Genomic DNA, 25,178 nt, shown 5'->3' with positions numbered 1-25,178 from the left:
GCAGGTTCGCGACCGGTTTCAAGACGAAAGCAATTAGGTCAACGACGATTAATGACGAGACAAGGATTGGAGGACTGAATGAACGGGAATCCGTTTCTGAAAATACAGGGCCTGGGCCGGGCGCTGATGCTGCCGATCGCGGTATTGCCGGTTGCCGGCATCCTGCTGCGACTCGGCCAGCCGGACGTGTTCAACATCAAGATGATCGCCGACGCCGGCGGCGCGATCTTCGACAACCTGCCGCTGCTGTTCGCGATCGGCGTGGCGGTCGGTTTCGCGAAGGACAATAACGGCGTGGCGGCGCTCGCGGGCGCGATCGGCTACCTGATCGAAACCGCGATCATGAAGGACATCGATCCCAAGCTGAACATGGGCGTGCTGTCCGGGATCATCGCGGGTGTGGTCGCGGGCCTGCTGTACAACCGCTACAAGGACATCAAGCTGCCGGACTACCTCGCGTTCTTCGGCGGCAAACGGTTCGTGCCGATCATCACGGGCCTGGTCTGCGTGGTACTCGGCATCGCGTTCGGGTACGTCTGGCAGCCGGTCCAGCACGCAATCGACGCGGCCGGCCAGTGGCTGACGACGGCGGGCGCGATCGGTGCGTTCGTGTTCGGCTTCCTGAACCGTCTGCTGCTCGTCACGGGCCTGCACCACATCATCAACTCGCTCGCATGGTTCGTGTTCGGCAACTTCACGCCGCCCGCCGGCGGCGAGATCGTGCACGGCGACCTGCACCGCTTCTTCGCGGGCGACCCGACCGCGGGCACCTTCATGGCCGGTTTCTTCCCGATCATGATGTTCGGCCTGCCGGCGGCGTGCCTCGCGATGCTGCACGAAGCGCCGAAGGAACGCCGCGCGATGGTCGGCGGCCTGCTGTTCTCGATGGCGCTCACGTCGTTCCTGACCGGCGTGACCGAGCCGATCGAATTCAGCTTCATGTTCCTCGCACCGGTGCTGTACGTGATCCACGCGGTGCTGACGGGGCTGTCGCTCGCGATCTGCCAGATCCTCGGCGTGAAGCTCGGCTTCACGTTCTCGGCCGGCGCGATCGACTACGTGCTGAACTACGGGCTGTCGACGAAGGGCTGGATCGCGATCCCGCTCGGCATCGCGTACGGCGCCGCGTACTACGGGCTGTTCCGCTTCTTCATCCGCAAGTTCAACATGGCCACGCCGGGCCGTGAGCCGGCATCGGCCGACGCGGCCGCGGAATCGTACGCATCGGGCGGTTTCGTCGCGCCGGCTGCAGGTGCCGCTGCGGTTGCCGCTGCACCGCGTGCGCAACGCTACATCGCCGCGCTCGGCGGGGCAGGCAACCTGTCGGTCGTCGACGCGTGCACGACGCGCCTGCGCCTGACCGTCGTCGATCCGGAGAAGGTCTCGGAGCCGGAACTGAAGTCGATCGGCGCGCGCGGCGTGCTCAAGCGCGGCGGCAACAGCGTGCAGGTGATCATCGGGCCCGAGGCCGACATCATTGCCGACGAGATGCGTGCGGCCATCGGCAGCGGCGCGGCAGGCGCGGCATCGACGGCGACGGCCGCCGCGGCACAGCCCGTCACGGGCGCGGCCGCCGGCCCGCTCGATCCGGAGCCGACGCGCTGGCTCGCGGTGTTCGGCGGCGCGACCAACGTCGTGTCGCTCGACGCGGTCGCGACCACGCGCCTGCGGGTGGTCGTGCGCGATCCGTCGGCGGTCGATCGCGATCGTCTCGGTGCGCTCGACGTCGCATGGGTGTCGCTCGACACGTTCCACATCGTCTGCGGCAACGCGGCGGCGCGCTATGCCGAACAGCTCGGCGCGCGCCTGCCGCCGTCGGGCAGCGGGGCGGCCGCACAACCGGCCTGATGCTGATGCGATGAAGCCGATCCGATCCGCGCTGCGGGTTCGGGCCGGCCGGCAAAACGAAAACGGCTTGCGATGCGTCGCAAGCCGTTTTTCTTTGGTGCAGGTGATGGATGATGCGATGCGCCCGCGCGCATCGTGCAACGCGCATCACCTCGTCACTCAGCCGTTCACGGATTCGTCAGCGTGAAGGTCGGCTTCCGGTAGCCGACGCCGGCCCGGTCGAGCTTCGGCAGTTCGCGTTGCGTGAGCAGCGTCGCGAAGCCGGCCCAGTCGCGTTGCAGCGCGGCCGTGTCGACGTGATGCGTGTCGCCGCGCCTGAAGCGCACGCCGGCCGCATACGGCAGCTCCCAGTCGGCCCGGTGCCACGCACGCTCGGCGAGCGCCAGCAGCCGCGGATAGGCCATGTATTCGAGGAAGGTGTCGTTGCGCATCACCTCGCCCCACGCCTGCCCCTGCATGCCTTCGATGCGCGGCGCGGGGCCCGTGCCCGTCACCTCGAACGTGTTGCCGTCACGGTCGCCCATCACCTCGGCGTTCTGCGGCAGGTTCTCCGGCGCGAGCGAGAACACCTTGTACTCGTCCGTCGCGTGCGAGCCCCAGTAGTAGCCGCGCTCGCGCGGGTTGAGCGTGTACGGGAAGTCGAAGTACAGGTAGTCGGGCAGCGCGAGCACCGTCTGGTAGCCCTTGCCGCTCAGGTCGCGCGCGCTGTCCGATGCGCCCCAGAAGATCGTGTCCCACAGCGACACCATCACGTGGCGCGTGCTGAAGTCCTGCGGCCCGTTCGCATGCTTGATGCCGTCCTGCCACGCGGCCATCGTGTCGATCCCGTTCGCGCTGACCGCCGCGCTCACCTGTTGCGCGAAACGTGTCGGCAACTCGTCGATCGACTTGATCTCGCCGCGCTGGAGGAGTGCCGTGCACGCGGGCGAACGCGCCCACGGCTTGTCCTGCGCGGCGAGGTCGATGCGCCCCTTGCTCGGATCGGTGCCGTTCAGCGGCTGGAACCCCCCGCCGAGGAAGATGTTCTTCGCCTCGTCGCCGCCGTAGTGCCAGGTGTGCAGCGGCGCCTGCGCGTCCGCATGCATCGCCGCGATCTCGCGGATCACCTTCGACGCGAAATTGAGCGCGCCCGGCACGCACGGGTTCAGGTCGCTGCGCCGGTCGTAGAACTGCACCGTCGTCAGGTTCGACGTGTCCTGCGGATCGAGCAGCCGGTATGCGTTCGCTTCCTGCTCGCGGCCGGCCGCATGCAGCCGCTTGTAGCGTGCCTCCATCGTCACGACGGCCGCCCGCGCATGCGCGGGCATGTCGATCTCGGGGATGATCTCGACGAAATGCGCGGCCGCGTAGCGCACCAGCGACACGTAGTCGTCGCGCGTCAGGTAGCCGCCGCCGGAGCGGTTGTCCGGGCCGGAGCCGAGCTGCGGCAGCAGGCAGCGCGTCTCGCTCGGGTCATGGCAGCGGCGCCCCCCGATCTCGGTGAGTTCGGGCAGGCCGGGAATCTCGATGCGCCAGCCCTCGTCGTCGGACAGATGCAGGTGCAGACGGTTGAGCTTGTACGCGCTCATCTGGTCGATCAGCCGGCGCAGCGTCGCCGGGTGCTTGAAGTTGCGTGCGAGATCGACGTGCATTCCGCGATGCGTGAAGCGCGGCGCATCCTCGATCAGCATCGCCGGGATCGGGCCGCCGCCGGCGGGCGCGAGCGAGTAGAGCGTCTGCACGCCGTAGTAGAGGCCGGCACGATCGTACGCTTCGATGTACGCGCCGCGCGGCCCGATCGCGAGCCGGTAGCCGCCCGGCGTCGCGATGTCGGCCGGCAGCCGGCGCGGCGCGACGGCGCCCCACACCGGCACGCGTGCGCCGTCGAGCCCGAGTGTCGCCGCGCGCTCGCGCAGCGCCGCGACCTGCGCGTCCGGCAGGTTCGGCAGCGTGAGCTCGACGCCGCGCAGGTCGAGCGTGCCGGGCAGCGGCTGCTCGCGCTTCACGCTCGGCAGCGCGCGGCTCGCGTCGGGCCGTGCGGCGACGGGCGGCGCATTGCCGGTCGAGTTGTTCTGCGCGTCGGCCGGCAGCGATTCGACGTAGCGCAACTCGTCGTCGGTGTCGTTGTAGCGGAGCACGGCGGGCGGCGCGCCGTCGACGACCACGTACGGGCGCGGGATCACGTCGCTGTAGCGCAGCAGCCAGTATTCGGCGACGAACGGCAGCTCGATGCGCTCGCCCGGTGCCAGCCGCACCGAGCCCGGTTGCGGCGTCAGTTCGTACAGGTCGCCGGTGAGCCGCCGCAGCGCGAAGCCGGGGCGGTCGATCCGCAGCAGGCGGCGGATGCTGTGCAGGTAGAGCTTCCAGCCGCCGTCGGCGATCGCCTGGTGGCCGCGGTTCTGCAGGATCAGGCGGCCGGTTGCGCAGGCCGCGCCGTCGGCGCCGAGATCGGCGCACGGCACGCCGGCCGCGGCTGCATGATTGTTGTCGACGGCGACGCGCAACGCGAGGCCGTTCGACAACCGCGCCGCGAGATCGGCCGGCGGCACGGGTGGCCGGACGGCGCCGGACGTCGCGACCGCCGCGCTCGACGCCGGCGGCGCGCCGAGCGCGACCGGCGACAGCGCCGCGATCAGCAGGCCGGCAAACAGGGTGGACAAGGTTCGGTTCATGCGGACTCCTGAGACAAAAGGGGGCGTAGCGGCGTCACGGGATGACGTCGCTGCGAGCGGGTCTTTCAACGGAGCTGCGGGGACAACAGGGTGCGCGGGCGATGCGGCTGCTCCGCGCGAAGTCGGCACGCGGGCGCGTGCGTTACGGAACGGGTGGCGGGCAGGCGTGCCGGTCGGATCGGCGCGGGCGGGTGCGCGTCTTCATCGGCGGTGCACGGCAGCGGCTGCTGCTGATGGTGATGCCGTGACGACGTGCCCATGGGCAAAGGCGCGCGCGCGACCTGCGCGGTCGATGACGGCGACGCTCGCCGACGACGCACAACCGGCCGCCACGCGCCGACGACGAGACGGCGCGCCAGCGCGCGCCACATACGGGATTCGCATGTCTCCCCCACCCGGAAGGATTCGGCCTGTCAGCGGCCGTGTCCAAAGATCTTATGAAACCTTTTATTGGTATTCAAGTGGTATCAATCTGGCGCTAAATTGGCATCGCGCCGGCGGGCCTGTCCAGCCGGCCGGGGGCGAAAAAAAACCTCGCGCGCGGCGAGGTTCCTTCGGGACGGCGGCGGCGCGATCGGCCGCGCGCGCATCAGTCGTGGCGAACGCGTGCTTCCTGCGTCTTCTGCCGCGCTTCGAGCCACATCGCATTGACGATGCCGAACGACAGCGCGACGCCGATACCGAGAATCCAGCTGAAATACCACATGATCCGACTCCTTGCGAAACGGTGGGCGAGGGCGCGTGCGCGCCCCGGCCCGGTTCAAAGCTTCAATACATCGAATGCTTGTTCTCTTCGAGCACCTCGCGCGTGACCTTGCCGCGCATCACGCGATACACCCAGCTCGTGTAGAGCAGGACGATCGGCAGGAACACGATCACCGCGAACAGCATCACCTGCAGCGTCATGTGGCTCGACGTGGAATCCCACACGGTCAGGCTGCTGCGCGGGTCGAGCGACGACGGCATGATGAACGGGAACATCGAGAAGCCGGCGGTCAGGATCACGCCGGTGATCATCAGGCCCGTGCAGAAGAACGCCGTCTTCTCCTGCTTCGAGCCGGCGAGCAGCAGCGCGATCAGGCCACCCGCGATCGCGACGACGGGCGCCGCGATCATCCACGGGAATTCGCCGTAGTTCGCGAGCCACAGGCCCGAGCCGGCGGCGACGTCCTTGAGCAGCGGGTTCGCGACCGTATCGGTGGGCGCGGCGTGCGTGATGTGGAAGCCGCCGATGGTCGACGCGACCAGCACGCCGGCCAGCACGAACAGCACGACCGCGAGGAACGACGCCACGCGCAGCGCGACCGATGCACGGCGCGCGATCACGCCGTCCGTCTTCATCTTGATGAAGGCTGCGCCGTGCGCGACGAGCATCGTGAGGCTGACGAGCCCGCACAGCAGCGCGAACGGGTTCAGCAGCGCCCAGAAGCCGCCGTAGTAGGTCACGCGCAGGTCGCTGTCGAACTTGAACGGCACGCCTTGCAGCAGGTTGCCGAACGCGACGCCGAACACGAGCGCCGGCACGAAGCCGCCGACGAACAGGCCCCAGTCCCAGCCCGCACGCCAGCGCGGGTCAGGGCGCTTGCTGCGGTAGTCGAAGCCCACCGGCCGGAAGAACAGCGCGAACAGCACGAGCAGCATCGCGAAGTAGAAGCCGGAGAACGACGCCGCGTAGACGAGCGGCCAGGCCGCGAACATCGCGCCGCCGGCCGTGATCAGCCACACCTGGTTGCCTTCCCACGTCGCGCCGACGGTGTTGACGATGATGCGGCGCTCCTCATCGGTCTTGCCGAGGAACGGCAGCAGCGCGGTCGCGCCCATGTCGAAGCCGTCGGTGACGGCGAAGCCGATCAGCAGCACGCCGACGAGCAGCCACCAGATCAGCTTGAGAGTTGCATAGTCCATAGCGATTCCTTGTTCCGTTTCAGGTGCGTGCTCACGCCGTGGCGCGCTCGCTGGCGGCCGCGATTTCGTGGTGATAGCGGCCGGTATGCAACGACGACGGGCCGAGGCGCGCGTACTTGAACATCAGCTTGATCTCGATGACGAACAGCGCGGTATAGAACAGGATGAAGCCCGCGAGACTCAGGTACAGGTCGCTCGGCTGCAGGCTCGACGCGGACAGGTGCGTCGGCAGCACGCCGGCGATCGTCCACGGCTGGCGGCCGAGCTCGGCGACGATCCAGCCGAATTCGATCGCGATCCACGGCAGCGGGATCGACCACACCGCATAGCGGAGGAACCAGCGGCGGTTGTCCTGCAGCAGTTCGCGGCGCGCGCAGAACCAGAACGCGGCGATGAACGTCGCGACGAACAGGAAGCCGAGGGCCACCATGATCCGGAACGAGAAGAACACGGGTGCGACCGGCGGGATCGTCTTCTTCGCGGCGGCCTTGATCTGCTCGGGCGTCGCGTCGACCACGTTAGGCGTGAACTGCTTGAGCATCAGCCCGTAGCCGAGATACTGCTTGTGCTGGTCGAACAGCGCGCGGGTCGCGTCGCTCGTGTCGCCCTGCTTGATCTTCTGCAGCGCGCCGTACGCGACCATCCCGCTCTGGATGTGCTCCTCGCTGTGCTTCGCGAGCTCGCGCAGGCCGATCACCGGTTCGTCGATCGAGCGCGTCGCGATCAGGCCGAGCGCGTACGGGATCTTGATCGCATAGTCGGTGCGCTGTTCTTCCTGGTTCGGGATGCCGATCAGCGTGAACGATGCGGGTGCCGGCTGCGTTTCCCATTCGGATTCGATCGCGGCGAGCTTCATCTTCTGCACTTCGCCGGTCGTATAGCCCGATTCGTCACCGAGCACGATCACGCACAGCGTTGCCGCGAGGCCGAAGCCGGCCGCGACCGCGAACGAGCGCAGCGCGAAGTCGACGTCGCGCTTCTTCAGCAGGTACCACGACGACACGCCGAGCACGAACATCGCCGCCGACACATAGCCGGCCGACACCGTGTGCACGAACTTCACCTGCGCGACCGGGTTGAACAGCACGTCGAACAGGCTCGTCATCTCCATGCGCATCGTCTGGTAGTTGAACTCGGCGCCGACCGGGTTGTTCATCCAGCCGTTCGCGACGAGGATCCACAGCGCGGACAGGTTCGAGCCGAGCGCGACGAGGAACGTGACCATCAGGTGCTTGACCTTCGACAGGCGGTTCCAGCCGAAGAAGAACAGGCCGACGAAAGTCGATTCGAGGAAGAACGCCATCAGGCCTTCTACCGCGAGCGGTACGCCGAAGATGTCGCCGACATAGTGCGAGTAGTACGACCAGTTCGTGCCGAACTGGAATTCGAGCGTGATGCCGGTCGTCACGCCCATCGCGAAGTTGATCCCGAACAGCTTGCCCCAGAACTGGGTCATGTCCTTGTAGACCTGTTTGCCGGTCATCACGTACACCGCTTCCATGATGACGAGCAGCCAGGACAGGCCGAGCGTCAGCGGCACGAACAGGAAGTGGTAGAGCGCCGTGATGCCGAACTGCAGACGTGACAGATCGACGACTTCACTACTTATCATGGTGGTCTCCCTCGGTAGATGCAGGCGCCGGTACCGAGAGCAGCTTCTCGGCGACGGCGGCAGGCGGCAACGACATGTGCTCGGCCTGCGGATGATTGAAGAATGCGTATTTGAGCGACATCAGGAGGATCAGCTTGACGATCAGCACCAGGGTGATGTCGCGGGCGAGGGTCGGTCCGCGTGCCCACGCGGCGATGCGCGCGCGCCAGCCGATCGTGCCGGCCGGCCGCGCGGGCGGCGGCGCAGGCTCTTTATTGATCGAGATCAAGGCGAATATCCTGAATCGATTTAAATCTGATTTGGGGCGACTTTACGTCGGATTTATGACGGCCGTGAAGCTGTTTTAATCCTTTTGCGCCTGACATGCCAATTTTAAAAGGACGGCTTTCCGATGCCGAGTGCTGCGCTGCGGCAGACCGTCGCGAAACACGGGCCGAAACTTGAGGCAGATCAAGGTTATGCGGAAGGGGCCCCCAAACGGCCTATTACCTGACGAATCAGGTCAATTAATCCGCACTGAAACGCGTCGAGAAACGAACGAAGCAGCGCATGAAAAGCAGCGGAAAAGACGGGCAAAAAAAAAACCGCTGCCGGTCGGGCAGCGGTTTTTGATGAAGCGCTCTAAATCGCAGCGATTTACGCGTATTCGGCGAGGGCGGTGCGCATCTTTTTCATCGCGCTCGCCTCGATCTGGCGGATGCGTTCCGCCGACACACCGAACTCGGCGGCGAGATCGTGCAGCGTCGAGCCGCCCGAGCCGTCGTCGTCGACGTGCAGCCAGCGCGCCTCGATGATGCGGCGGCTGCGCGCGTCGAGTGCGCCGAGTGCCTGCGCGATGCCGTCCGTCTGCAGCGTGTCGCGCTGACGCGCGGCCAGCACGGCGGTCGGTTCGTTGTGCGAGTCGGCCAGGTAGGCGATCGGCGCGTACGACTCCTCGCCGTCCTCGACCTGCCCTTCGAGCGCGATGTCGCCGCCCGACAGGCGCGTTTCCATTTCGGTCACGTCTTCGCGCTTGACGTTCAGTTCCTTCGCGAGGCCGTCGATTTCCTCGGGCGTCATCGCCTGCAGGCCTTTCTTGTGGCTGCGCAGGTTGAAGAACAGCTTGCGCTGCGCCTTCGTCGTCGCGACCTTCACCGTGCGCCAGTTGCGCAGGATGTACTCGTGAATCTCGGCCTTGATCCAGTGGATCGCGTACGACACGAGACGCACGTTCTGGGCCGGATCGAAGCGCTTCACGGCCTTCATCAGGCCGATGTTGCCTTCCTGGATCAGGTCGCCGTGCGGGAGACCGTAGCCGAGATAGTTGCGCGAGATCGACACGACGAGCCGCAGGTGCGACAGCACGAGGCGGCGTGCCGAGTCGAGGTTGTTGCCCTCGCGGAATTCGGTCGCGTACTGGCGTTCCTCTTCCGGCGTCAGCAGCGGAATGCGATTGACGGCCTGGATATACGCGTCGATGTTGCCAAGCTGGCCCGGCAACATCGATTGGGCTGCGAGCGCCAGCGAGCCTGCCGATGCGGCCTTGGCCGGCGTCGGGCTCAGGGTGTTCGGGAGGGTCAGGGCGTTGCTCACTAAAAAACTCCTTTGGAATCAGGGACAAACCCCCGGTCTCGGATGAGATTCCGGGAGCCATCTTAGCACTCCCGGAAACCGAGTGCTAATTCCTTAGAGCAAGCGTGGGCATCGGAGTTCCCGTTTTTTCTATCGAGCAAGTCGAGTCGATAGTCTATTCTGCGACAGAGGGGGCGAAGCGAAGTTCCGTAAGCCGTTGTTTCTGATGGTAATCAGTAGACGATTTCAATTTTTGTCGTTTTGGAAGCAAGCCATTTCGCTTTGTGATGCCGATCCGAAAAGTCCTTTACCATACCATTCAGTTCGCTTGAGCCGGCCGATGCGGCTGGCTCCATTCAACCCCCAAAGTTGGAGTGACAGATGAACAATAAGAAGAATCGCCGGCCCCGCAGCCGGCTTGCGCTGCACGCGATGCTGGCGGCGTCCCTTCTGGCCGGATCGGGTGCGGCATGTGCGGATCGATGGGGGATTCAGGCGGGCGGTGGTTTTTCGGATCGCCGCGGGGTCGACAAGGCCGATCTCGGCGTGGTGTGGGATCCGGGCTGGAACTGGTGGGAAATCGGCGGCTGGCACTTTGCGTTCGTCGTGGAAGGGCACGCCGCCTACTGGCACACGGGCGGCAACGTCCACGGCAACATCGGCGAATTCGGCGTGACGCCGATGTTCCGCTTCATCAAGAGCGCCGGGGAGATCCGCCCGTTCATCGAGGCCGGCGGCGGCGTGAGGCTGCTGACGCACCCGACGATCTCGGATCACTTCTCGTTGGGCACCGCGTTCCAGTTCGCGCCGACGGGGGGCGTGGGCGTGCAGTTCGGCCAACGGCAACAGTATCAGGTCGGCTACCGTTTTGAACATGTGTCTAACGCGGGTATCAAAGAGCCGAATCCTGGTATAAATTTCCACCAGTTCTACTTGCAGTACAACTTCTGATCCGCACGCCCGCGCACGGCGTGCGCGTTGCCGAGGAGTCAGGCGATGGCGAAGGTGGTCGATGCGATCCGCGCGCTCGAGCGCGATCGGTTCCGGGCGATGGTGGACGGGGACGGCGAGGCGCTCGACACGCTTTTGTCGGACAAGGTGTTCTTCGTCCACACCAACGGCAAACGCGAAACCAAGCAGCAGTTCATCGACGCCATCGTCGCCGGCCGCCGCCGCTATCGCCAGATCGAAATCCAGTCGCAGGACGTGCTGCCCGTCGGCGATGAAACCTGCGTCGTCACCGGGCGCGCGTTGATCGAGATGGAAACGAACAACGGCGGCCTGGTCTTCCCGATTGCCTATACCTCCGTCCACACCCACCAACAGGGCCGCTGGAGCCTGTTCGCGTGGCAGGCGACGCGGTGCGCGACCGAGACATGAGCGCGCGTGGCGCTCCTTTTCATGTCCCGACCGAAGCGGCCTTCTGGGCCGCTTTTTGCTGCCTCGTGCGACGCGGATCGCGCGGCGCACGGGCGGTCACGCCCGCTCGCTGACGTTTGAACCCTGACGGAACCTGCCGCTCAGGCCGCCGCGCGGCGATCCGCGCAGTGCCAGGCCGAGCGGTTGATCGCGCTGACGACCGCGTCGAGCGCGGCGCTCGCCGCATCGGCGTGCAGGCCGACGCCGTGCCGCAGCGGGGCATCGCCGACCCGGCAGCCGACCGATACCGCGATCCGTCCATCCGTCGTGCGGGCGTGTTCGCACGACGCGACGTCGATCGCCGCGCCGGCGGCCGCCGCGAATGCCGCGGCCAAACGACGCACGGCCGCGTCGGGCGTTGCATCTGCCGCAGGCGCTGCCGCGATCTCGCGGTTCTGCCAGCGCACGCCGTTGCCGTGTCGCTCGGCCGGTCCGTCGGTATCGAAGAATTCGCGCGCGAACAACGCGCAGATCGCGTCGCCGGTCACTTCCTCGCCGGACGCGTCGGCGAGCGTCTGCACCGCATGGCTGAATTCGATCTGCACGCGGCGCGTCGGCGTGAAGCCCATCCCGCGTTCGAGCAGGAACGTCGCGCCGCCCTTGCCGGACTGGCTGTTCACGCGGATCACCGCGTCATAGCTGCGGCCGAGGTCGGCCGGGTCGATCGGCAGGTACGGCACTTCCCAGGCCGCGTCGGGGCGCTGCTGCGCGAAGCCCTTGCGGATCGCGTCCTGGTGCGAGCCCGAGAACGCGGTGAACACGAGGTCGCCCGCGTACGGGTGGCGCGGATGCACGGGAATCTGGTTGCAGCGTTCGACGACGCGGCGCACCGCGTCGATGTCGGAGAAATCGAGGCCCGGATCGATGCCCTGCGTGTAGAGATTCAGCGCGAGCGTGACGAGATCGACGTTGCCGGTGCGTTCGCCATTGCCGAACAGGCAGCCCTCGATGCGGTCGGCGCCCGCGAGCAGCGCGAGTTCGGCCGCCGCGACCGCGGTGCCGCGATCGTTGTGCGGATGCACGGACAACACGATGCTGTCGCGGTACGCGAGGTTGCGGTCCATCCACTCGATCTGGTCGGCGAACACGTTCGGGCTCGCGGCTTCGACGGTGGCCGGCAGGTTGATGATCATCTTGTGATCGCGGGTCGGCCGCCAGGTCTGCGCGACCGCGTCGCAGATCTCGCGCGCGAACGTCAGCTCGGTCATGCTGAAGGTTTCCGGCGAGTACTGGAAGGTCCACTGCGTGTCGGGGCGCGCGGCGGCGTGTTCCTTGATGATGCGCGTGCCGTCGATCGCGAGCGCCTTCACGTCGGCCTTCGACATCCCGAACACGATGCGGCGGAACGACGGGCACACCGCGTTGTACAGGTGCACGATCGCGCGCGGCACGCCTTCGAGCGCATCGAACGTGCGGGCGATCAGGTCCTCGCGCGCCTGCACGAGCACTTCGATCGTCACGTCGTCGGGAATCCGCCTGTCGTCGATCAGCTTGCGGACGAAATCGAAGTCGGTTTGCGACGCCGACGGAAAACCGACTTCGATCTCCTTGAACCCGATCGCGACCAGCATCTCGAAGAACTCGAGCTTCTGCTCGATGCTCATCGGCTCGATCAGCGACTGGTTGCCGTCGCGCAGGTCGGTGCTCATCCAGACGGGCGCGCGCTCGATGGTGCGCGACGGCCATTTGCGGCCATTGAGGCGGACGGGCTCGAACGGACGGTACTTGTCTTGCGGATTGCGCTGCATCTTCTGGACCTCGGGTCTCAAGTCGCGAGCGAAGACGGGCGGCATGGGCGACGGTTGGCGCTGCCTCGCTCCGCGGCACGTAAACGCGCTGCGGATGCGGATGATCTTCGCGAGTCGGCCGACGGATAGACGGACGAATGCTGACGACTTCGGGTTGTAAAAACTACGAGAGGGGTACTGCGAGGAACTGCTGGGAGGGACCGTGCGGACAGCACACGGCGCTACGAAAGCCTTAGGCTAGTCGTAGCGATAGCGGCCGCGCTAGGCGGCCGGAGGTAATTCGGAGGGTGTTCGGAAAGGAACGCATGAGGGCCACTCTATGCCAGGATGCGCTCGCGTGTCAAATGCCCCGCAAGCGGGGCCGGTTCGCGAGCGTGCCTTCAGCGTGCGATGCGGGCGATCTGCACGATCGTCGCGACCTGCCGGGCGACCGTGTCGGGCACCGGCACTTCGCCGCGCAATACGGCGTCGGTCCATGCGGCCGTCGTGGCCGCGTCGCGCGATTCGGGCAGGGCGACAGCGGGCGCATCGGTCGACGAGCGTTCTGCGTCGATCAGTGTGTCGCACACGCCGTCGTGCAGCCAGTCGACCTGCACCTGGCGCCGCGTGTCGGCAACGGCTTCGCCCTCGGTGCCGCGTGCCAGCAGCGCGCCGCCGAGCGCGGCATCCGGATGGTCGCGGAACAATTGCGCCAGGCTGTCGCGGTACGGCGGGTGCGTGTAGTTGACGAGCCGCAGGCCGGCCGGCGCGAACGGCTGCAGGATCTTCACGAGCGTATGCGTCGAGTTGCGCACGCCGAGCACGCGGCGCATCGACAGCAGGTGTGCGATGCGCGGCGCCAGCACCTCGATCGACGCGAAGGCGACGCGGCGCTCGGCGAGCATGTCCTCGATGGCATCGTGCGAAGCCGACGGTGCGAGCGACAACGCCGAGAAGATCTCGGCGCTCGTCACGCGGCCCGGATCCTGCTCGACGCCATGCACGAGCACCGGCACGCCTTCGCGCGCGAGCAGCAGCGCGAGCAGCGGCACGAGGTTCGGCTGCTTGCGCGCGCCGTTGTAGCTCGGGATCGACACGGGGCGGAATGCGGCATCCTGCACGTGCACCGGCTCGAACGACGCCTGCGCGGCGGCGAGCATCGCGGCCAGCTCGTCGGCGGATTCGCCTTTCAGCCGATAGGCGATCAGGATCGCGCCGAGTTCGACGTCCGACACGCGTGCGTCGAGCATCGCGCGATAGAGCTCGAACGTGTCCTCGGCGGACAGCGCGCGTGCGCCGTGCGGGCCGCGGCCGATTTCCTTGATGAAGCGGGCGCACGGGAACGGAACGGCGGCGGGATCGTGGGAAGCGGTCATCGGGGCGTGGGGCGGGCGGCCGGCATCGGGCCGCGCTGTGAGCGGTGAGGAATGCCCCGAGTATCGCACGGGTGCGGCTGCCGCCAAGCGAGGCCGCGCGGCGCGCTACACTCTGAGTCCCGGCGGTGCGCGCCGGCTGCGCCGCGCCCGTGCCGTCGCCGGCCGAATACGACTACGAGAGACATCCCATGAAGCTTTACAGCTATTTCCGCAGTTCCGCGTCGTACCGCGTGCGGATCGCCCTGAACCTGAAGCAGCTGCCGTTCGACTATGTCCCCGTGCACATGCTGCGCGACGGCGGCGAGCAACTGAAGGACGCGTACCGCGCGCTGAATCCGGATGCGGTCGTGCCGACGCTGATCGACGGCGACGCGACGCTGCAGCAGTCGCTCGCGATCATCGAATATCTCGAGGAAACCCATCCGGAGCCGGCGCTGCTGCCGAAGCAGCCGGTCGATCGCGCGTATGTGCGTGCGGTCGCGCTGCAGATCGCGTGCGAAATCCATCCGCTCAACAACCTGCGCGTGCTGAAGTACCTGAAGCACACGCTGAAGGTGCCCGAGGAGGCGAAGAACGCGTGGTACCGGCACTGGATCGAGGCGGGCTTCGAGACGCTCGAGACGCGTCTCGCGAGCGATCCGCGCACCGGCAAGCTGTGCTTCGGCGATACGCCGACGCTCGCCGACATATGCCTCGTGCCGCAGGTGTTCAACGCGAACCGCTTCTCGATCGACACGACGCGCTATCCGACGATCCAGCGGATCGTCGACCATGCGTCGACGCTCGATGCGTTCAAGGCCGCCGAGCCCGGCGCACAGCCCGACGCCGAATGAGCGCGGTGCGCCCGGGCCGCGCATGACTGGGCGCGCATGAAAAAAGGGCGCTCGACGGCGCCCTGTGCGATGCGTGCCCGCGGTGTTCAGCCGAGCAGCGCGTCCGCGAATTCGACCGCGCTGAACGGCTGCAGATCCTCGACCTTCTCGCCGACGCCGATGAAGTAGACCGGCACCGGGCGCTGCCGCGCGATCGCGGCGAGAATCCCGCCCTTCGCGGTGCCGTCGAGCTTCGTGACGATGAGGCCGGTGAGGCCGAGCGCGTCGTCGAATGCCTTGACCTGCGTGAGCGCGTTCTGGCCGGTGTTCGCATCGATCACCAGCAGCACTTCGTGCGGCGCGCCGTCGTGCGCCTTCGAGATCACGCGCTTCACCTTCTTCAGCTCTTCCATCAGGTGGAGCTGCGTCGGCAGGCGGCCGGCCGTGTCGGCCATCATCACGTCGATCTTGCGCGCGCGCGCGGCGCTGACCGCGTCGAAGATCACCGCGGCCGGATCGCCGCTTTCCTGCTGCACGACCGTCACGTTGTTGCGCTCGCCCCAGACCGCCAGTTGTTCGCGCGCGGCCGCGCGGAACGTGTCGCCCGCGGCCAGCAGCACCGACTGGTCGAAGCTCTGCAGGTGCTTCGCGAGCTTGCCGATGCTGGTCGTCTTGCCCGCACCGTTCACGCCGGTGATCATCATCACGAGCGGCTGCGCGCGGCCGAGCATCAGCGATTTCTCGAGCGGCGTCAGCAGCTCGACGAGCAGGTCGTGCAGTGCGGATTTCACCTGCTGCGGGTCGGTCAGGCGGCCGGTGCGCACCTTTTCGCGCAGCGCGCCGAGCAGGTACTCGGTCGCGTCGACGCCCGCGTCGGACATCAGCAGCGCGGTCTCGAGCTCCTCGTACAGATCCTCGTCGATCTTCGTGTTGACGAACACGCCGGTGATGCTCGAGCCCGTCTTGGCGAGCCCCGTTTTCAGGCGCGCGAGCCACGATTTCTTCGCGGTGGCGTCCTGCAGCGGCGGCGGGACGATTTCGACCGTCTCGACGACTTCGTCGCGGCCGTCGTTGGTCGGCGTGACCGTCATCACGACGGCCGGCGCGGCCGGTTGCGCGGGCACTTGCGGCACGTCGGCCGCAGGCGGGGCCTCGACCGCAGGCGCTTCGGACGGCTCGTCCGTTTGCTGCGCGTCGGCCGATTGCGATTCCGCCGGATCGGGCTCCTGCGTTTTCTTGAATCGTTTGAAGAAGCTGAACATGGTCTGACGTCGGGAAGAGGGCGGGCCGCCGCCAGGGGCGGGCACCGGACGGGCCGTTCTGCGTTCGCGCGGGCGCGGCGCACGGCGGCCGAAACCGTGCATTTTATCAGTGCGGCGTGGCGCTCGCGCCAGCGCGCATCGCCGCTGTGGTAACGTGCGCCTGTTTAGCGGTGCGCCCCCGCGCGCGCCCGGTCCCTCCGTCGTCGATATTCCGTATGTCCCGTTCCTCTCCCGGCCGCCCGGCGGCCCCTTCTGGCCGCGGCAAGCCGCACACGATCCGCATCATCGGCGGTGACTGGAAACGCACGCCGCTCGCGGTGCTCGATCTCGACGGCCTGCGGCCGACGCCCGATCGCGTGCGCGAGACGCTGTTCAACTGGCTCGGCCAGGATCTCGAAGGCCGGCGTTGCCTCGACCTGTTCGCGGGCACCGGCGCACTCGGTTTCGAGGCGGCGTCGCGCGGCGCGGCGAGCGTCGTGATGGTCGAGCGCCATCCGCGCGCCGCGCAGCAGCTGCGAGCGATCAAGGACAAGCTCGGCGCGCGTGCGGTCGAGGTTGCCGAGGCGGACGCGTTGCGGCTCGCGGCCGGGCTCACGCCGGGCGCGTTCGACGTCGTGTTTCTCGATCCGCCGTTCGACGATCTGGCCGCGCTCGAGCGCGCGATTGCGCTGGCGGCGCCGCTCGTCGCGGCGGGCGGCGCGCTGTACGTCGAGACGGGGGCGGAGCTCGATCCGGCCGCGCACGACGCACTCGCCGGCTGGGAGGTCGTGAAGCACGGCAAGGCCGGTGCGGTTCACTATCATTTGCTGCGGCGCGAAAATGATGAATAATGCGCGTTCCATACGAGGCGGCGCGCCGCAAAGGCGACGCATGCCCATCTCGGCAGCGGCGTGCGCATCGCACGGCTGCCATCCCGTTTGCGTGATGACAGGAGGAGCGACATGGTAGTCGCCGTGTATCCCGGTACGTTCGATCCGCTGACGCGCGGGCACGAAGACCTCGTGCGGCGTGCGTCGAGCATTTTTGATACGCTGGTGGTCGGTGTGGCCGACAGCCGCGCGAAAAAGCCGTTCTTCTCGCTCGAAGAACGTCTGACGATTGCGAACGAGGTGCTCGGCCATTATCCGAACGTGAAGGTGATGAGTTTCACCGGCCTCCTGAAGGATTTCGTCCGCACCAACAATGCGCGCGTGATCGTGCGTGGCCTGCGCGCCGTGTCCGATTTCGAATACGAGTTCCAGATGGCGGGGATGAACCGCTACCTGCTGCCCGACGTCGAGACGATGTTCATGACGCCGTCCGATCAGTACCAGTTCATCTCGGGGACGATCGTGCGCGAAATCGCGCAGTTGGGCGGCGATGTCAGCAAGTTCGTGTTCCCGTCCGTCGAGAAGTGGCTGACCGAGAAAGTCGCTGCGATCGGAGGCCCTGCCGCGTGATGCGGCGCCGGCCGGTTTCGTCGTGAAGCCGGCCGTCGGCCTGAAGAAGTGAGATCAGTATGGCTTTGATGATTACCGACGAGTGCATCAATTGCGACGTGTGCGAGCCCGAGTGCCCGAACGGCGCGATTTCGATGGGCCCGGACATCTACGTGATCGACCCGAACAAGTGCACCGAGTGCGTCGGCCATTTCGACGAACCGCAGTGCCAGCAGGTGTGTCCGGTCGAATGCATTCCGCGCGATCCGCAGCATGACGAATCGCACGCGCAATTGATGGAGAAGTATCACGCGTTGACCGCCGAAAAGGGCGACGACGCGTCGTGATTCAGCGGTGACGCGCGCGCTCGAGTCCTTCGGCACGCCCGTCACGCATCCGGGTCGGCGCCGCCCGGCGCCGGTTCTTCCGTTTCAGGCCAGCAGCTCGCGCAACGCCGCGACGAGCGCATCGCATTCGGCGTCGGTGCCGACGGTGATGCGAAGGTGCTGGTCGATCCGCGGCAGCCGGAAGTGCCGCACGAAAATCTCCCGTTCCTTCAGTTTCGCCGCAATCGCACCCGCGTCGTGCGCGGGATGGCGCGCGAACACGAAATTCGCGGCCGACGGCACGATGTCGAAGCCGAGCGTATCGAGCGCGTGCGTGAGCCGCGTCCGGCTGTCGATCACGTGCCGGCAGGTTGCGCTGAAATAATCGGTGTCTTCGTACGCGGCCTGCGCGGCGACTTGCGCGAGCCGGTCGAGCGGGTACGAGTTGAAGCTGTCCTTCACGCGGTTCAGCGCGTCGATCAGCGCGGCATCGCCGAACGCGAAACCGACGCGCATGCCCGCAAGCGAGCGCGCCTTTGATGTCGTATGCACGACGAGCAGGTTCGGATGGCGGTCGATCAGCGTAATCGCGGACTGCGCGCCGAAGTCGACATACGCCTCGTCGATCACGACGACCGACGACGGATTCGCGGCCGCGATCCGTTCGATGTCCGCGAGCGGCAGCGCGCGCCCGGTCGGTGCATTCGGGTTCGGAAACAGCACGCCGCCGGCATCGTCGAGGTAGTCGTCGACGCGGATCGAGAAGTCGTCCGCGAGCGGCACGATCGACGTCTGGACGCCGTACAGGCGCGCATAGGTCGGATAGAAGCTGTACGTGATGTCGGGAAAGCGCAGCGGCCGGTCGTGCTTGAGCAGCGCCTGGAACGTGTGCGCGAGCACCTCGTCGGAACCGTTGCCGACGAACACCTGCTCGGGCTTGATCCGGTGATGCGCCGCGACCGCTTCGCGCAGCGCGCGCGCAACCGGGTCGGGATAGCGGCGCAGCGTGTCGCCGGTCTCGCCGAGTTCGCGTGCGATTGCCGCGACGACGCGCGGCGACGGCGGATAGGGATTCTCGTTGGTGTTCAGCTTGACGGGGTGTGCGAGCGCGGGCTGCTCGCCCGGCACGTAAGGCACGAGTTGCTGAACGATGTCGCTCCAGTAACGGCTCACCGCTTGGCTCCTGTCGGGCAAAGCGACCAGATTACCGCATGTGCGCGCAGGAAGGGGCGGGCGGGGCCGCCCGGCGGCGCCGGACGGCTCGATGCACCGGAGCGGTGCGATGCGGTCAGTTGCGATGCAACTGCATCGTCGCGCGGTCGAGTTCGCCCTTGACGACCATCGGCATCACGGCGAGCGCGCGTTCGATCGACGCGTCGATCACGTCCTGTTCCTCGCGGCGCGGCGGCTTCAGCACGAAGTTCGCGACGTCGGGCTTCGCGCCGGCGCGCGCGCTTTCCGGAATCAGGTCGCGCGGATGGCCGATGCCGATCCGCAGCCGCCAGTACTGCTGCGACGACAGGTGCGCGGTGATGTCCTTCAGGCCGTTGTGGCCGCCGCTGCCGCCGCCGAGCTTCAGCTTCACGGTGCCGGGCGGCAGATCGAGCTCGTCGTGCGCGACGAGGATCTGGTCGGGCAGGATCTTGAAGAATTGCGCGAGCGCGACGACCGACTGGCCGGAGCGGTTCATGTAGGTTTGCGGCTCGAGCAGGTGGACTTCCTCGCCGTGCAGGCGCGCTTTCGCGTAGAAGCCATGGAAGCGGCGCTCGTCGCGCAGCGTCGTGCCGGCTTCGCGGGCGAGCTGGTCGATCAGCCAGAAGCCGGCGTTGTGGCGCGTCGCGGTGTATTCCGCCCCGGGATTGCCGAGGCCGACGATCAGTTTGATCATGACGTTTCGAAGGCGGCAACGGCCGCCTGGGCGCAGAAAAAGAAAAACCCGCCGGGCAAGCCGCGGCGGGTTGCGTCGACCGTTTCGAGAAACGGATCGATGGGGCGCGTGGGCAGCCCGCTCAGGCAGCCGGCGTTTCGCCTTCTGCTGCGTCCGACACGGCACCAGCCGGGACCGTCGCCGATGCGACAACCGGGTTTTCCGCGTCGATGTGCGCGACCAGCGCGACGCCCTTCGGCAGCGTGATGTCCTTCGCGTGCAGCGATTGACCGGCTTCGATCTTCGACAGGTCGACTTCGAGGAACTCCGGCAGGTCAGCCGGCAGGCACTCGATTTCGATTTCCGTCGCGACGTGCGAAACGATCGCGCTCGACAGCTTCACGGCCGGGCTGATTTCAGCGTTCAGGAAGTGCAGCGGAGCCTTCGTGTGCAGCTTCTTCTTCGCGTCAACGCGTTGGAAGTCCACGTGCAGCACCAGTTGCTTGAACGGGTGGTATTGCACGTCGCGCAGCAGAACCTGTTGCGACTGGCCAGCCACTTCGAGGTCGAGGATCGACGAGTGGAAAGCTTCCTTCTTCAGGGCGTGCCACAGGGCGTTGTGATCGAGTTCGATCTTTTGCGGGGCTGCTTCGCCACCGTAAACGATACCCGTGGTCTTACCAGCGTTGCGCAGGCGGCGGCTCGCACCCGTACCTTGCTCTTGGCGCTCGAAAGCGACGACTTTCATGTGATTCTCCAATAGCTGCCCGCGACCAGGCAGTAAAACGGGGCCGTCAAATTGCGGCCCCCGATGAAACGGCCGGGGTTTCGTCTATCCCGTCCGATTGTGCAAAAAGCGAAGCGTTGCCGCTTCGCTTTCTGCGCATGCTTTGTTCAGTCGATTCGCGATCAGGATTCCGCGAACAGCGACATCACCGAGTCGCCGCGGCGGATCCGCGAGAACGTTTCGGCCAGCAGGCTCGCGCTCGTCAGTGCACGGATCTTCGAGCAGCCGAGCGATTCGGCGGACAGCGGGATCGTGTCGGTGACGACCAGCTCGTCAAGGGCCGATGCGGCGATGCGGTCGCCTGCGCCACCCGACAGCACCGGGTGCGTCGCGTAGGCGAAGACCTGCTTCGCGCCGCGCTCTTTCAGCACTTGAGCAGCCTTGCAGAGCGTGCCTGCCGTATCGACCATGTCGTCCATGATCACGCAGGTGCGGCCTTCGACTTCACCGATGATGTTCATCACTTCGGAGACGTTCGCCTTCGGGCGACGCTTGTCGATGATCGCGAGATCGCAGTTGAGCTGCTTCGCGAGTGCCCGGGCACGCACCACGCCGCCGACGTCCGGCGACACGACGAGCAGATCCGGGTAGTTCTGCTTGCGCAGGTCACCCAGCAGGATCGGCGTTGCGTAGATGTTGTCGACCGGGATGTCGAAGAAGCCTTGAATCTGGTCGGCGTGCAGATCCATCGTGATGATCCGCTCGACGCCGGCGATTTCCAGCATGTTCGCGACGACCTTCGCCGAGATCGCGACGCGCGCCGAACGCGGGCGGCGATCCTGACGGGCGTAACCGAAGTAGGGGATGGCTGCAGTGATCCGGCCGGCGGATGCGCGCTTGAGCGCATCGACCATGATCATCAGTTCCATCAGGTTGTCGTTCGTCGGTGCGCACGTGGATTGCAGGACGAAGACGTCCTTGCCACGCACGTTTTCCTGGATCTCGACCTGGATCTCGCCGTCGGAGAAACGGCTGACCATTGCTTTGCCGAGGGGAATTCCAAGGATATTGACGACTTCCTGGGCGAGCGCGGGATTCGCGTTGCCAGTAAAAACCATCAGGCCGTCATGGCTGCTCATCGTGCACCTGCTTCGGGCTTAGGCGGGAAATGCGGGAAAATTTTTGGCAGGGGAGGAAGGACTCGAACCCTCGCATGCCGGAATCAAAATCCGGTGCCTTGACCAACTTGGCGACTCCCCTACACTTAACTGATAACTTCACCGAACTTGTGTAGGCCGTTCGGCAAAGTAAAACTTCATGACGCGAAAGCGAAGAGCGGATGCTCGTTCAGGCTCTCGGCAACTGCACCGTTCCAACCGGTGGGCAGCTTGGCTTGCGCCGCTTCTGCCTCATGCTTGCTGCGAAACGCTGCAAACACGCTTGCTCCGGAGCCGGTCATCCTCGCGGGGGTCACATCATACAACCATTTGACCACCTGCGCAACTTCCGCGTACTTACTTGTCACAACTTGCTGCATATCGTTCCGACCGAAACTATCTGGCCATCCCGCGTCGCTGCTTTGCTGTGCAAGAAAGTCCGTAATTGTGACGCGCTTCGAATCTCTTGTCAACAACTCATCTGAAAATATTTCAGCGGTTGGGACGTGAACGCGGGGCGTTACAACCAAGAACCAGCGAGTCGGCAATTGTACCTCAGCTAATTCTTCTCCGATACCCTCTGCGAACGCATTTTTTCCAAAAATAAAAAACGGGACGTCGGCGCCGAGTTTTACCGCGAGCGACTGGAGTTCGGCGCGCGGCAGGTCGAGTTGCCACAGGCGGTTCAGCGCGAGCAGCGTCGTCGCCGCGTCGGAGCTGCCGCCGCCGAGGCCGGCCCCCATCGGCAGGCACTTGTCGATCTCGATGTCGACACCGCGCGCGGTGCCCGTATGCGCTTTCAGCAGGTTGGCTGCGCGCACGACAAGATCGCTTTCCTCGGGCACGCCGGGTACGTCGGTGACGCGTGCGACGCGGCCGTCGTCGCGGAGCGTGAAGTGCAGCGTGTCACCCCAGTTCAGCAACTGGAACACGCTCTGCAGATCGTGATAGCCGTTCGGACGGCGGCCGGTGATGTGCAGGAACAGGTTGAGTTTCGCGGGCGCAAGGCAGTTGCGCAGCGAGCGGGTCGAATCGGTCATGCGTATGTCTGGGCTGGGCCAGTGCTCACTGATCGAGCACGAGCTTGATGTCGAGCGGCGGTGTCGCGCGCACGAGGTTGACGCGTTTGACGCCCGTGGCCGGGGCATCCGCGTAGGCAAGGTAGTCGATCGTCCAGCCGTCCTGGCGGATCTGCTTGACGCGCGTACCGTCGGCCGGATCGCGCACCGTCTGCGCGGGCGTGGCGGGCGCGGCGGTCGGCAGCAGCCAGTAGCGCAGGCCCGCGAGCGGCAGTTCGAAACCGAGCGTTTTCTGCATCAGGTCGCCGACGTCAGGCGCATATTGCGTCGGGCGGTTCGGCAATTCGAGCGACGCCGCGCGCGGCGTCGATTTCACGACCGCGAGCGTCTGGCCGAGCGGGCTGCGCAGCTCGAGCGACACGTCGTCGCCGTGCTCCTGCCAGTCGAAGTTGCCGTACACGTTCTGCGGATTGCCGAGACGGTCGTCGTACCGCACCGCGAAGCGGCCATGGTAAGCGTGCGTGGCGGCGGTCTGCAGCGCCGCGCCGGTCGGCGCGCTGGCCGACGGCGGCGTGCTCGCGCAGCCCGCGAGCACGAGTGCCGCGCCGGCTGCGGCCAGCGTGCGCTGCGCGCGGAAGGACAGGGAAAACGTCGGGAACATCTGCATCAGAGACCGTTGATCTGGAGGCGTTTCAGCGTCTGCACGAGCGTGTCGTTGTCCGGCTCGAGCTTCTGTGCGTCACGCCATGCGGAACGCGCATCGTCCTGCGCGCCGCTCTTCCACAGCACTTCGCCGAGATGCGCGCCGATCTCGGCGTTCGGCTGCAGTTCGTATGCGCGCCGCAGCACCTTCGCCGCGCCGGCCGTATCGCCCATCCGGTACTTCACCCAGCCGAGGCTGTCCATGATGTACGCGTCGTTCGGCGCCAGCGTCATCGCCTTGTCGATCAGCTTGCTGGCTTCGGGGAGCCGCTGGTTGCGGTCGGCGAGCGAATAGCCGAGTGCGTTGTACGCCTGCGGATTGTCGGGCTGGGTGCGGATCAGCTCGCGCAGCTGCTTTTCCATCGTCGTGTAGTGGCCGGTCTTTTCGGCCGCCATCGCGTAGTCGTAGCGCAGGTCGGGATCGTCGGGGAAGTCCTGGACCGCCTGCCCGAGCCGTGCCTCGGCTTCCGGGTAGCGCTTCGCGGTGAACAGGATCGACGCGTCGGTGCGTGCGACCACGGCCGCATCGCGCGGATCCGTGATCGGCAGGTCGTCGAGCACCTTGCGCGCCTCGTCGGTCTTGCCCTGTTTCTGCAGCAATTGCGCGCGCGTGATCTGCGCGGGCAGGTAGTGCTGGCTCGTCTGGTCGACCTTGTCGAGCCACTGCGACGCCTGCGCGTCGTTGTTCTGGTCGATCGCGATCTGCGCGAGGTAGATGTAGCCCTGGCCGACGTCGAGATTCGGCTGCTTGTCGCCGAGCTGGACGTACTGCTTCAGGTAGCCGGTCGCTTCGTCGAGCTTCTTCTGCTGGATCTTGATCAGCGCGAGCGCCATCAGCGGCGTCGGATCCTTCGCGTCGAGCTTGCGCATCGTCTCGAACTGCTTCTGCGCGTCGTCGAGGCGATCGTCGGCGAGATAGAGCTGCGACAGCGCGAGCCGCGCATCGCGCGACTTCGGATTCTGCTGAACATACTTCTCGAACGACGTGATGCCCGCCGCGCGTTCCGCCGGCCCCATCTGCGACAGCATCAAAGCCGCCGGCAGGTAGTCGGGGCGGAGCTGCAGCGCCTGCTTCAGCGACTGCGCGGCGCCGTCCTTGTCGTCGACCGCGAGCTGCTGGCGCGCGATCGCGAGCTGGGCTTCGGGCCGGTTCAGGTCGTTCTTCAGCATGTCCTTCAGCACCGCGAGGCCGCCGACGCGGTCGGAGCCGCGCACGAGCAGCGCCTGCAGCGCGAGGATCGCCGGGCCGCGCGTCTCGCCGGTCGCCCGGGCCAGCTCGCGCGCGAGCATCGGCTGTGCATCGGCCGGCTTGCCGGCGAGCACCAGCAATGCGGCGTCGACCTGCGATGCGCGATTCGAATCGGGTGCGTACTGGCGCCACAGGTTCGCGGCGGACAGCGCGTCGGCCGGACTCTGCGCGCCGAGCGCGATCTCGGTCGCACGCTGCGCCATGCGCGGATCGCGCGTGTCGCGGGCGAGCGCGAGGTAGGTCTGGTAGGCCGGCGCGGGCTGGTTACGCTGCAGCGCGACCTCGGCGGCGAGCACCTGGTAGACGATCTGGCTCGTCAGCGGAACGCCGGGGAGATCCTTTTTCTCGTCCGGCATCACATGCTCGAACGCGCCCTGCGACTCCGCGTCGTCCGATGCCGGATCCTGCGCGTGGGCCGGGAAGGCGGTGAGGGTCCAGGCGGCAAACAGCGCGGCGCCGAGTGCACGGCGGACCGGGAAGGCACGCGCGCCGCGCACGGCGGCGTGACGCTTCTGAAGCAGCTTCGAGGGCAGAGTCATGGAAATCCGTT

General features: G+C 66.4%; 23 protein-coding genes and 1 tRNA gene. 7 read left to right on the top strand and 17 right to left on the bottom strand.

Annotated features, from left to right (window positions below; genetic code table 11):
- The first annotated feature begins 78 nt into the window (after positions 1-78).
- Positions 79-1,848: an N-acetylglucosamine-specific PTS transporter subunit IIBC gene (nagE, locus tag CFB45_RS15885; protein WP_089426370.1), complete on the top strand. Its 1,770-nt coding sequence runs from the start codon at positions 79-81 to the stop codon at positions 1,846-1,848.
- Positions 1,849-2,015: 167 nt separating this feature from the next.
- Here the strand turns inward: nagE and CFB45_RS15880 are convergent, their stop codons facing one another.
- The 6 genes from CFB45_RS15880 to rpoH form a co-directional block, all read right to left on the bottom strand.
- Complete coding sequence (locus CFB45_RS15880) at positions 2,016-4,499, bottom strand: family 20 glycosylhydrolase (RefSeq protein WP_089426369.1); 2,484 nt, start codon at positions 4,497-4,499, stop codon at positions 2,016-2,018.
- 589 nt (positions 4,500-5,088) lie between these two features.
- Positions 5,089-5,205 (bottom strand): cytochrome bd-I oxidase subunit CydX, encoded by a 117-nt coding sequence (gene cydX, locus CFB45_RS15870; protein ID WP_011353251.1) that lies wholly within the window; start codon positions 5,203-5,205, stop codon positions 5,089-5,091.
- 62 nt (positions 5,206-5,267) lie between these two features.
- Positions 5,268-6,404: a cytochrome d ubiquinol oxidase subunit II gene (gene cydB, locus CFB45_RS15865; RefSeq protein ID WP_089426368.1), complete on the bottom strand. Its 1,137-nt coding sequence runs from the start codon at positions 6,402-6,404 to the stop codon at positions 5,268-5,270.
- 31 nt (positions 6,405-6,435) lie between these two features.
- Positions 6,436-8,016, bottom strand: a complete 1,581-nt coding sequence (locus tag CFB45_RS15860; protein WP_089426367.1) for a cytochrome ubiquinol oxidase subunit I — start codon at positions 8,014-8,016, stop codon at positions 6,436-6,438.
- Entirely contained in the window at positions 8,006-8,284 is a 279-nt protein-coding gene (gene cydP, locus CFB45_RS15855) for a cytochrome oxidase putative small subunit CydP (protein WP_089426366.1), read from the bottom strand. Before cydP ends, CFB45_RS15860 begins: the two co-directional genes overlap by 11 nt.
- A gap of 368 nt (positions 8,285-8,652) precedes the next feature.
- On the bottom strand, positions 8,653-9,588 hold the full coding sequence (rpoH, locus tag CFB45_RS15850; RefSeq protein WP_089426365.1) for an RNA polymerase sigma factor RpoH: 936 nt from the start codon (positions 9,586-9,588) through the stop codon (positions 8,653-8,655).
- 360 nt (positions 9,589-9,948) lie between these two features.
- Here rpoH and CFB45_RS15845 point away from each other — a divergent pair, with 360 nt between their 5' ends.
- A complete protein-coding gene (locus CFB45_RS15845) occupies positions 9,949-10,518 on the top strand; it encodes an acyloxyacyl hydrolase (RefSeq protein ID WP_089426364.1) in 570 nt (189 codons plus the stop codon).
- Positions 10,519-10,563: 45 nt separating this feature from the next.
- Complete coding sequence (locus CFB45_RS15840; RefSeq protein ID WP_069248904.1) at positions 10,564-10,947, top strand: nuclear transport factor 2 family protein; 384 nt, start codon at positions 10,564-10,566, stop codon at positions 10,945-10,947.
- Positions 10,948-11,087: 140 nt separating this feature from the next.
- Here CFB45_RS15840 and leuA read toward each other — a convergent pair whose 3' ends face one another.
- Positions 11,088-12,734, bottom strand: coding sequence for a 2-isopropylmalate synthase (gene leuA / locus CFB45_RS15835; RefSeq protein ID WP_089426363.1), 1,647 nt, complete (start codon positions 12,732-12,734; stop codon positions 11,088-11,090).
- A gap of 380 nt (positions 12,735-13,114) precedes the next feature.
- Positions 13,115-14,089, bottom strand: coding sequence for a DNA-binding protein YbiB (gene ybiB / locus CFB45_RS15830; RefSeq protein ID WP_089426362.1), 975 nt, complete (start codon positions 14,087-14,089; stop codon positions 13,115-13,117).
- A gap of 188 nt (positions 14,090-14,277) precedes the next feature.
- On the opposite strand from ybiB, the gene maiA reads away from it, so the two are divergent.
- Positions 14,278-14,922, top strand: a complete 645-nt coding sequence (maiA, locus tag CFB45_RS15825; RefSeq protein ID WP_089426658.1) for a maleylacetoacetate isomerase — start codon at positions 14,278-14,280, stop codon at positions 14,920-14,922.
- Between the two features lie 86 nt (positions 14,923-15,008).
- On the opposite strand, the gene ftsY is transcribed toward maiA, so the two are convergent.
- Positions 15,009-16,163: a signal recognition particle-docking protein FtsY gene (gene ftsY, locus CFB45_RS15820; protein WP_089426361.1), complete on the bottom strand. Its 1,155-nt coding sequence runs from the start codon at positions 16,161-16,163 to the stop codon at positions 15,009-15,011.
- Positions 16,164-16,378: 215 nt separating this feature from the next.
- Here ftsY and rsmD point away from each other — a divergent pair, with 215 nt between their 5' ends.
- The 3 genes from rsmD (at position 16,379) to CFB45_RS15805 (ending at position 17,928) form a co-directional block, all read left to right on the top strand.
- Positions 16,379-16,993 carry a 16S rRNA (guanine(966)-N(2))-methyltransferase RsmD gene (gene rsmD / locus CFB45_RS15815; protein ID WP_089426360.1) on the top strand — a complete coding sequence of 205 codons (615 nt, stop codon included), beginning with the start codon at positions 16,379-16,381 and terminating at the stop codon, positions 16,991-16,993.
- 111 nt (positions 16,994-17,104) lie between these two features.
- A complete protein-coding gene (gene coaD / locus CFB45_RS15810; RefSeq protein WP_039346084.1) occupies positions 17,105-17,602 on the top strand; it encodes a pantetheine-phosphate adenylyltransferase in 498 nt (165 codons plus the stop codon).
- 59 nt (positions 17,603-17,661) lie between these two features.
- Positions 17,662-17,928 carry a YfhL family 4Fe-4S dicluster ferredoxin gene (locus tag CFB45_RS15805; RefSeq protein WP_069248899.1) on the top strand — a complete coding sequence of 89 codons (267 nt, stop codon included), beginning with the start codon at positions 17,662-17,664 and terminating at the stop codon, positions 17,926-17,928.
- Positions 17,929-18,012: 84 nt separating this feature from the next.
- On the opposite strand, the gene hisC is transcribed toward CFB45_RS15805, so the two are convergent.
- From hisC to CFB45_RS15765, 8 genes are all read right to left on the bottom strand, one after another.
- Complete coding sequence (hisC, locus tag CFB45_RS15800; RefSeq protein ID WP_089426359.1) at positions 18,013-19,080, bottom strand: histidinol-phosphate transaminase; 1,068 nt, start codon at positions 19,078-19,080, stop codon at positions 18,013-18,015.
- A gap of 115 nt (positions 19,081-19,195) precedes the next feature.
- Complete coding sequence (pth, locus tag CFB45_RS15795; protein ID WP_006477776.1) at positions 19,196-19,795, bottom strand: aminoacyl-tRNA hydrolase; 600 nt, start codon at positions 19,793-19,795, stop codon at positions 19,196-19,198.
- Positions 19,796-19,916: 121 nt separating this feature from the next.
- Positions 19,917-20,522, bottom strand: a complete 606-nt coding sequence (locus CFB45_RS15790; RefSeq protein WP_085042200.1) for a 50S ribosomal protein L25/general stress protein Ctc — start codon at positions 20,520-20,522, stop codon at positions 19,917-19,919.
- A 161-nt stretch (positions 20,523-20,683) separates the two neighbouring features.
- Complete coding sequence (locus CFB45_RS15785; protein ID WP_089426358.1) at positions 20,684-21,640, bottom strand: ribose-phosphate pyrophosphokinase; 957 nt, start codon at positions 21,638-21,640, stop codon at positions 20,684-20,686.
- 44 nt (positions 21,641-21,684) lie between these two features.
- A tRNA-Gln gene (locus tag CFB45_RS15780) sits at positions 21,685-21,761 on the bottom strand.
- 55 nt (positions 21,762-21,816) lie between these two features.
- The gene (ispE, locus tag CFB45_RS15775) at positions 21,817-22,698 is read right to left on the bottom strand and encodes a 4-(cytidine 5'-diphospho)-2-C-methyl-D-erythritol kinase (RefSeq protein ID WP_089426357.1); all 882 of its coding nucleotides are present in this window, start codon (positions 22,696-22,698) and stop codon (positions 21,817-21,819) included.
- A gap of 25 nt (positions 22,699-22,723) precedes the next feature.
- Positions 22,724-23,344, bottom strand: a complete 621-nt coding sequence (gene lolB, locus CFB45_RS15770) for a lipoprotein insertase outer membrane protein LolB (RefSeq protein WP_089426356.1) — start codon at positions 23,342-23,344, stop codon at positions 22,724-22,726.
- Complete coding sequence (locus CFB45_RS15765; RefSeq protein WP_089426355.1) at positions 23,344-25,167, bottom strand: tetratricopeptide repeat protein; 1,824 nt, start codon at positions 25,165-25,167, stop codon at positions 23,344-23,346. The genes lolB and CFB45_RS15765 overlap by 1 nt, the downstream gene beginning before the upstream one ends.
- Positions 25,168-25,178 lie beyond the last annotated feature (11 nt).

Origin of the sequence: Burkholderia sp. HI2500 (assembly GCF_002223055.1) — a bacterium.
Taxonomy (GTDB): Bacteria; Pseudomonadota; Gammaproteobacteria; order Burkholderiales; family Burkholderiaceae; genus Burkholderia.
The sequence above is the reverse complement of the archived record's forward strand: the minus strand, read 5'-3'. Positions and strand labels throughout refer to the sequence as shown.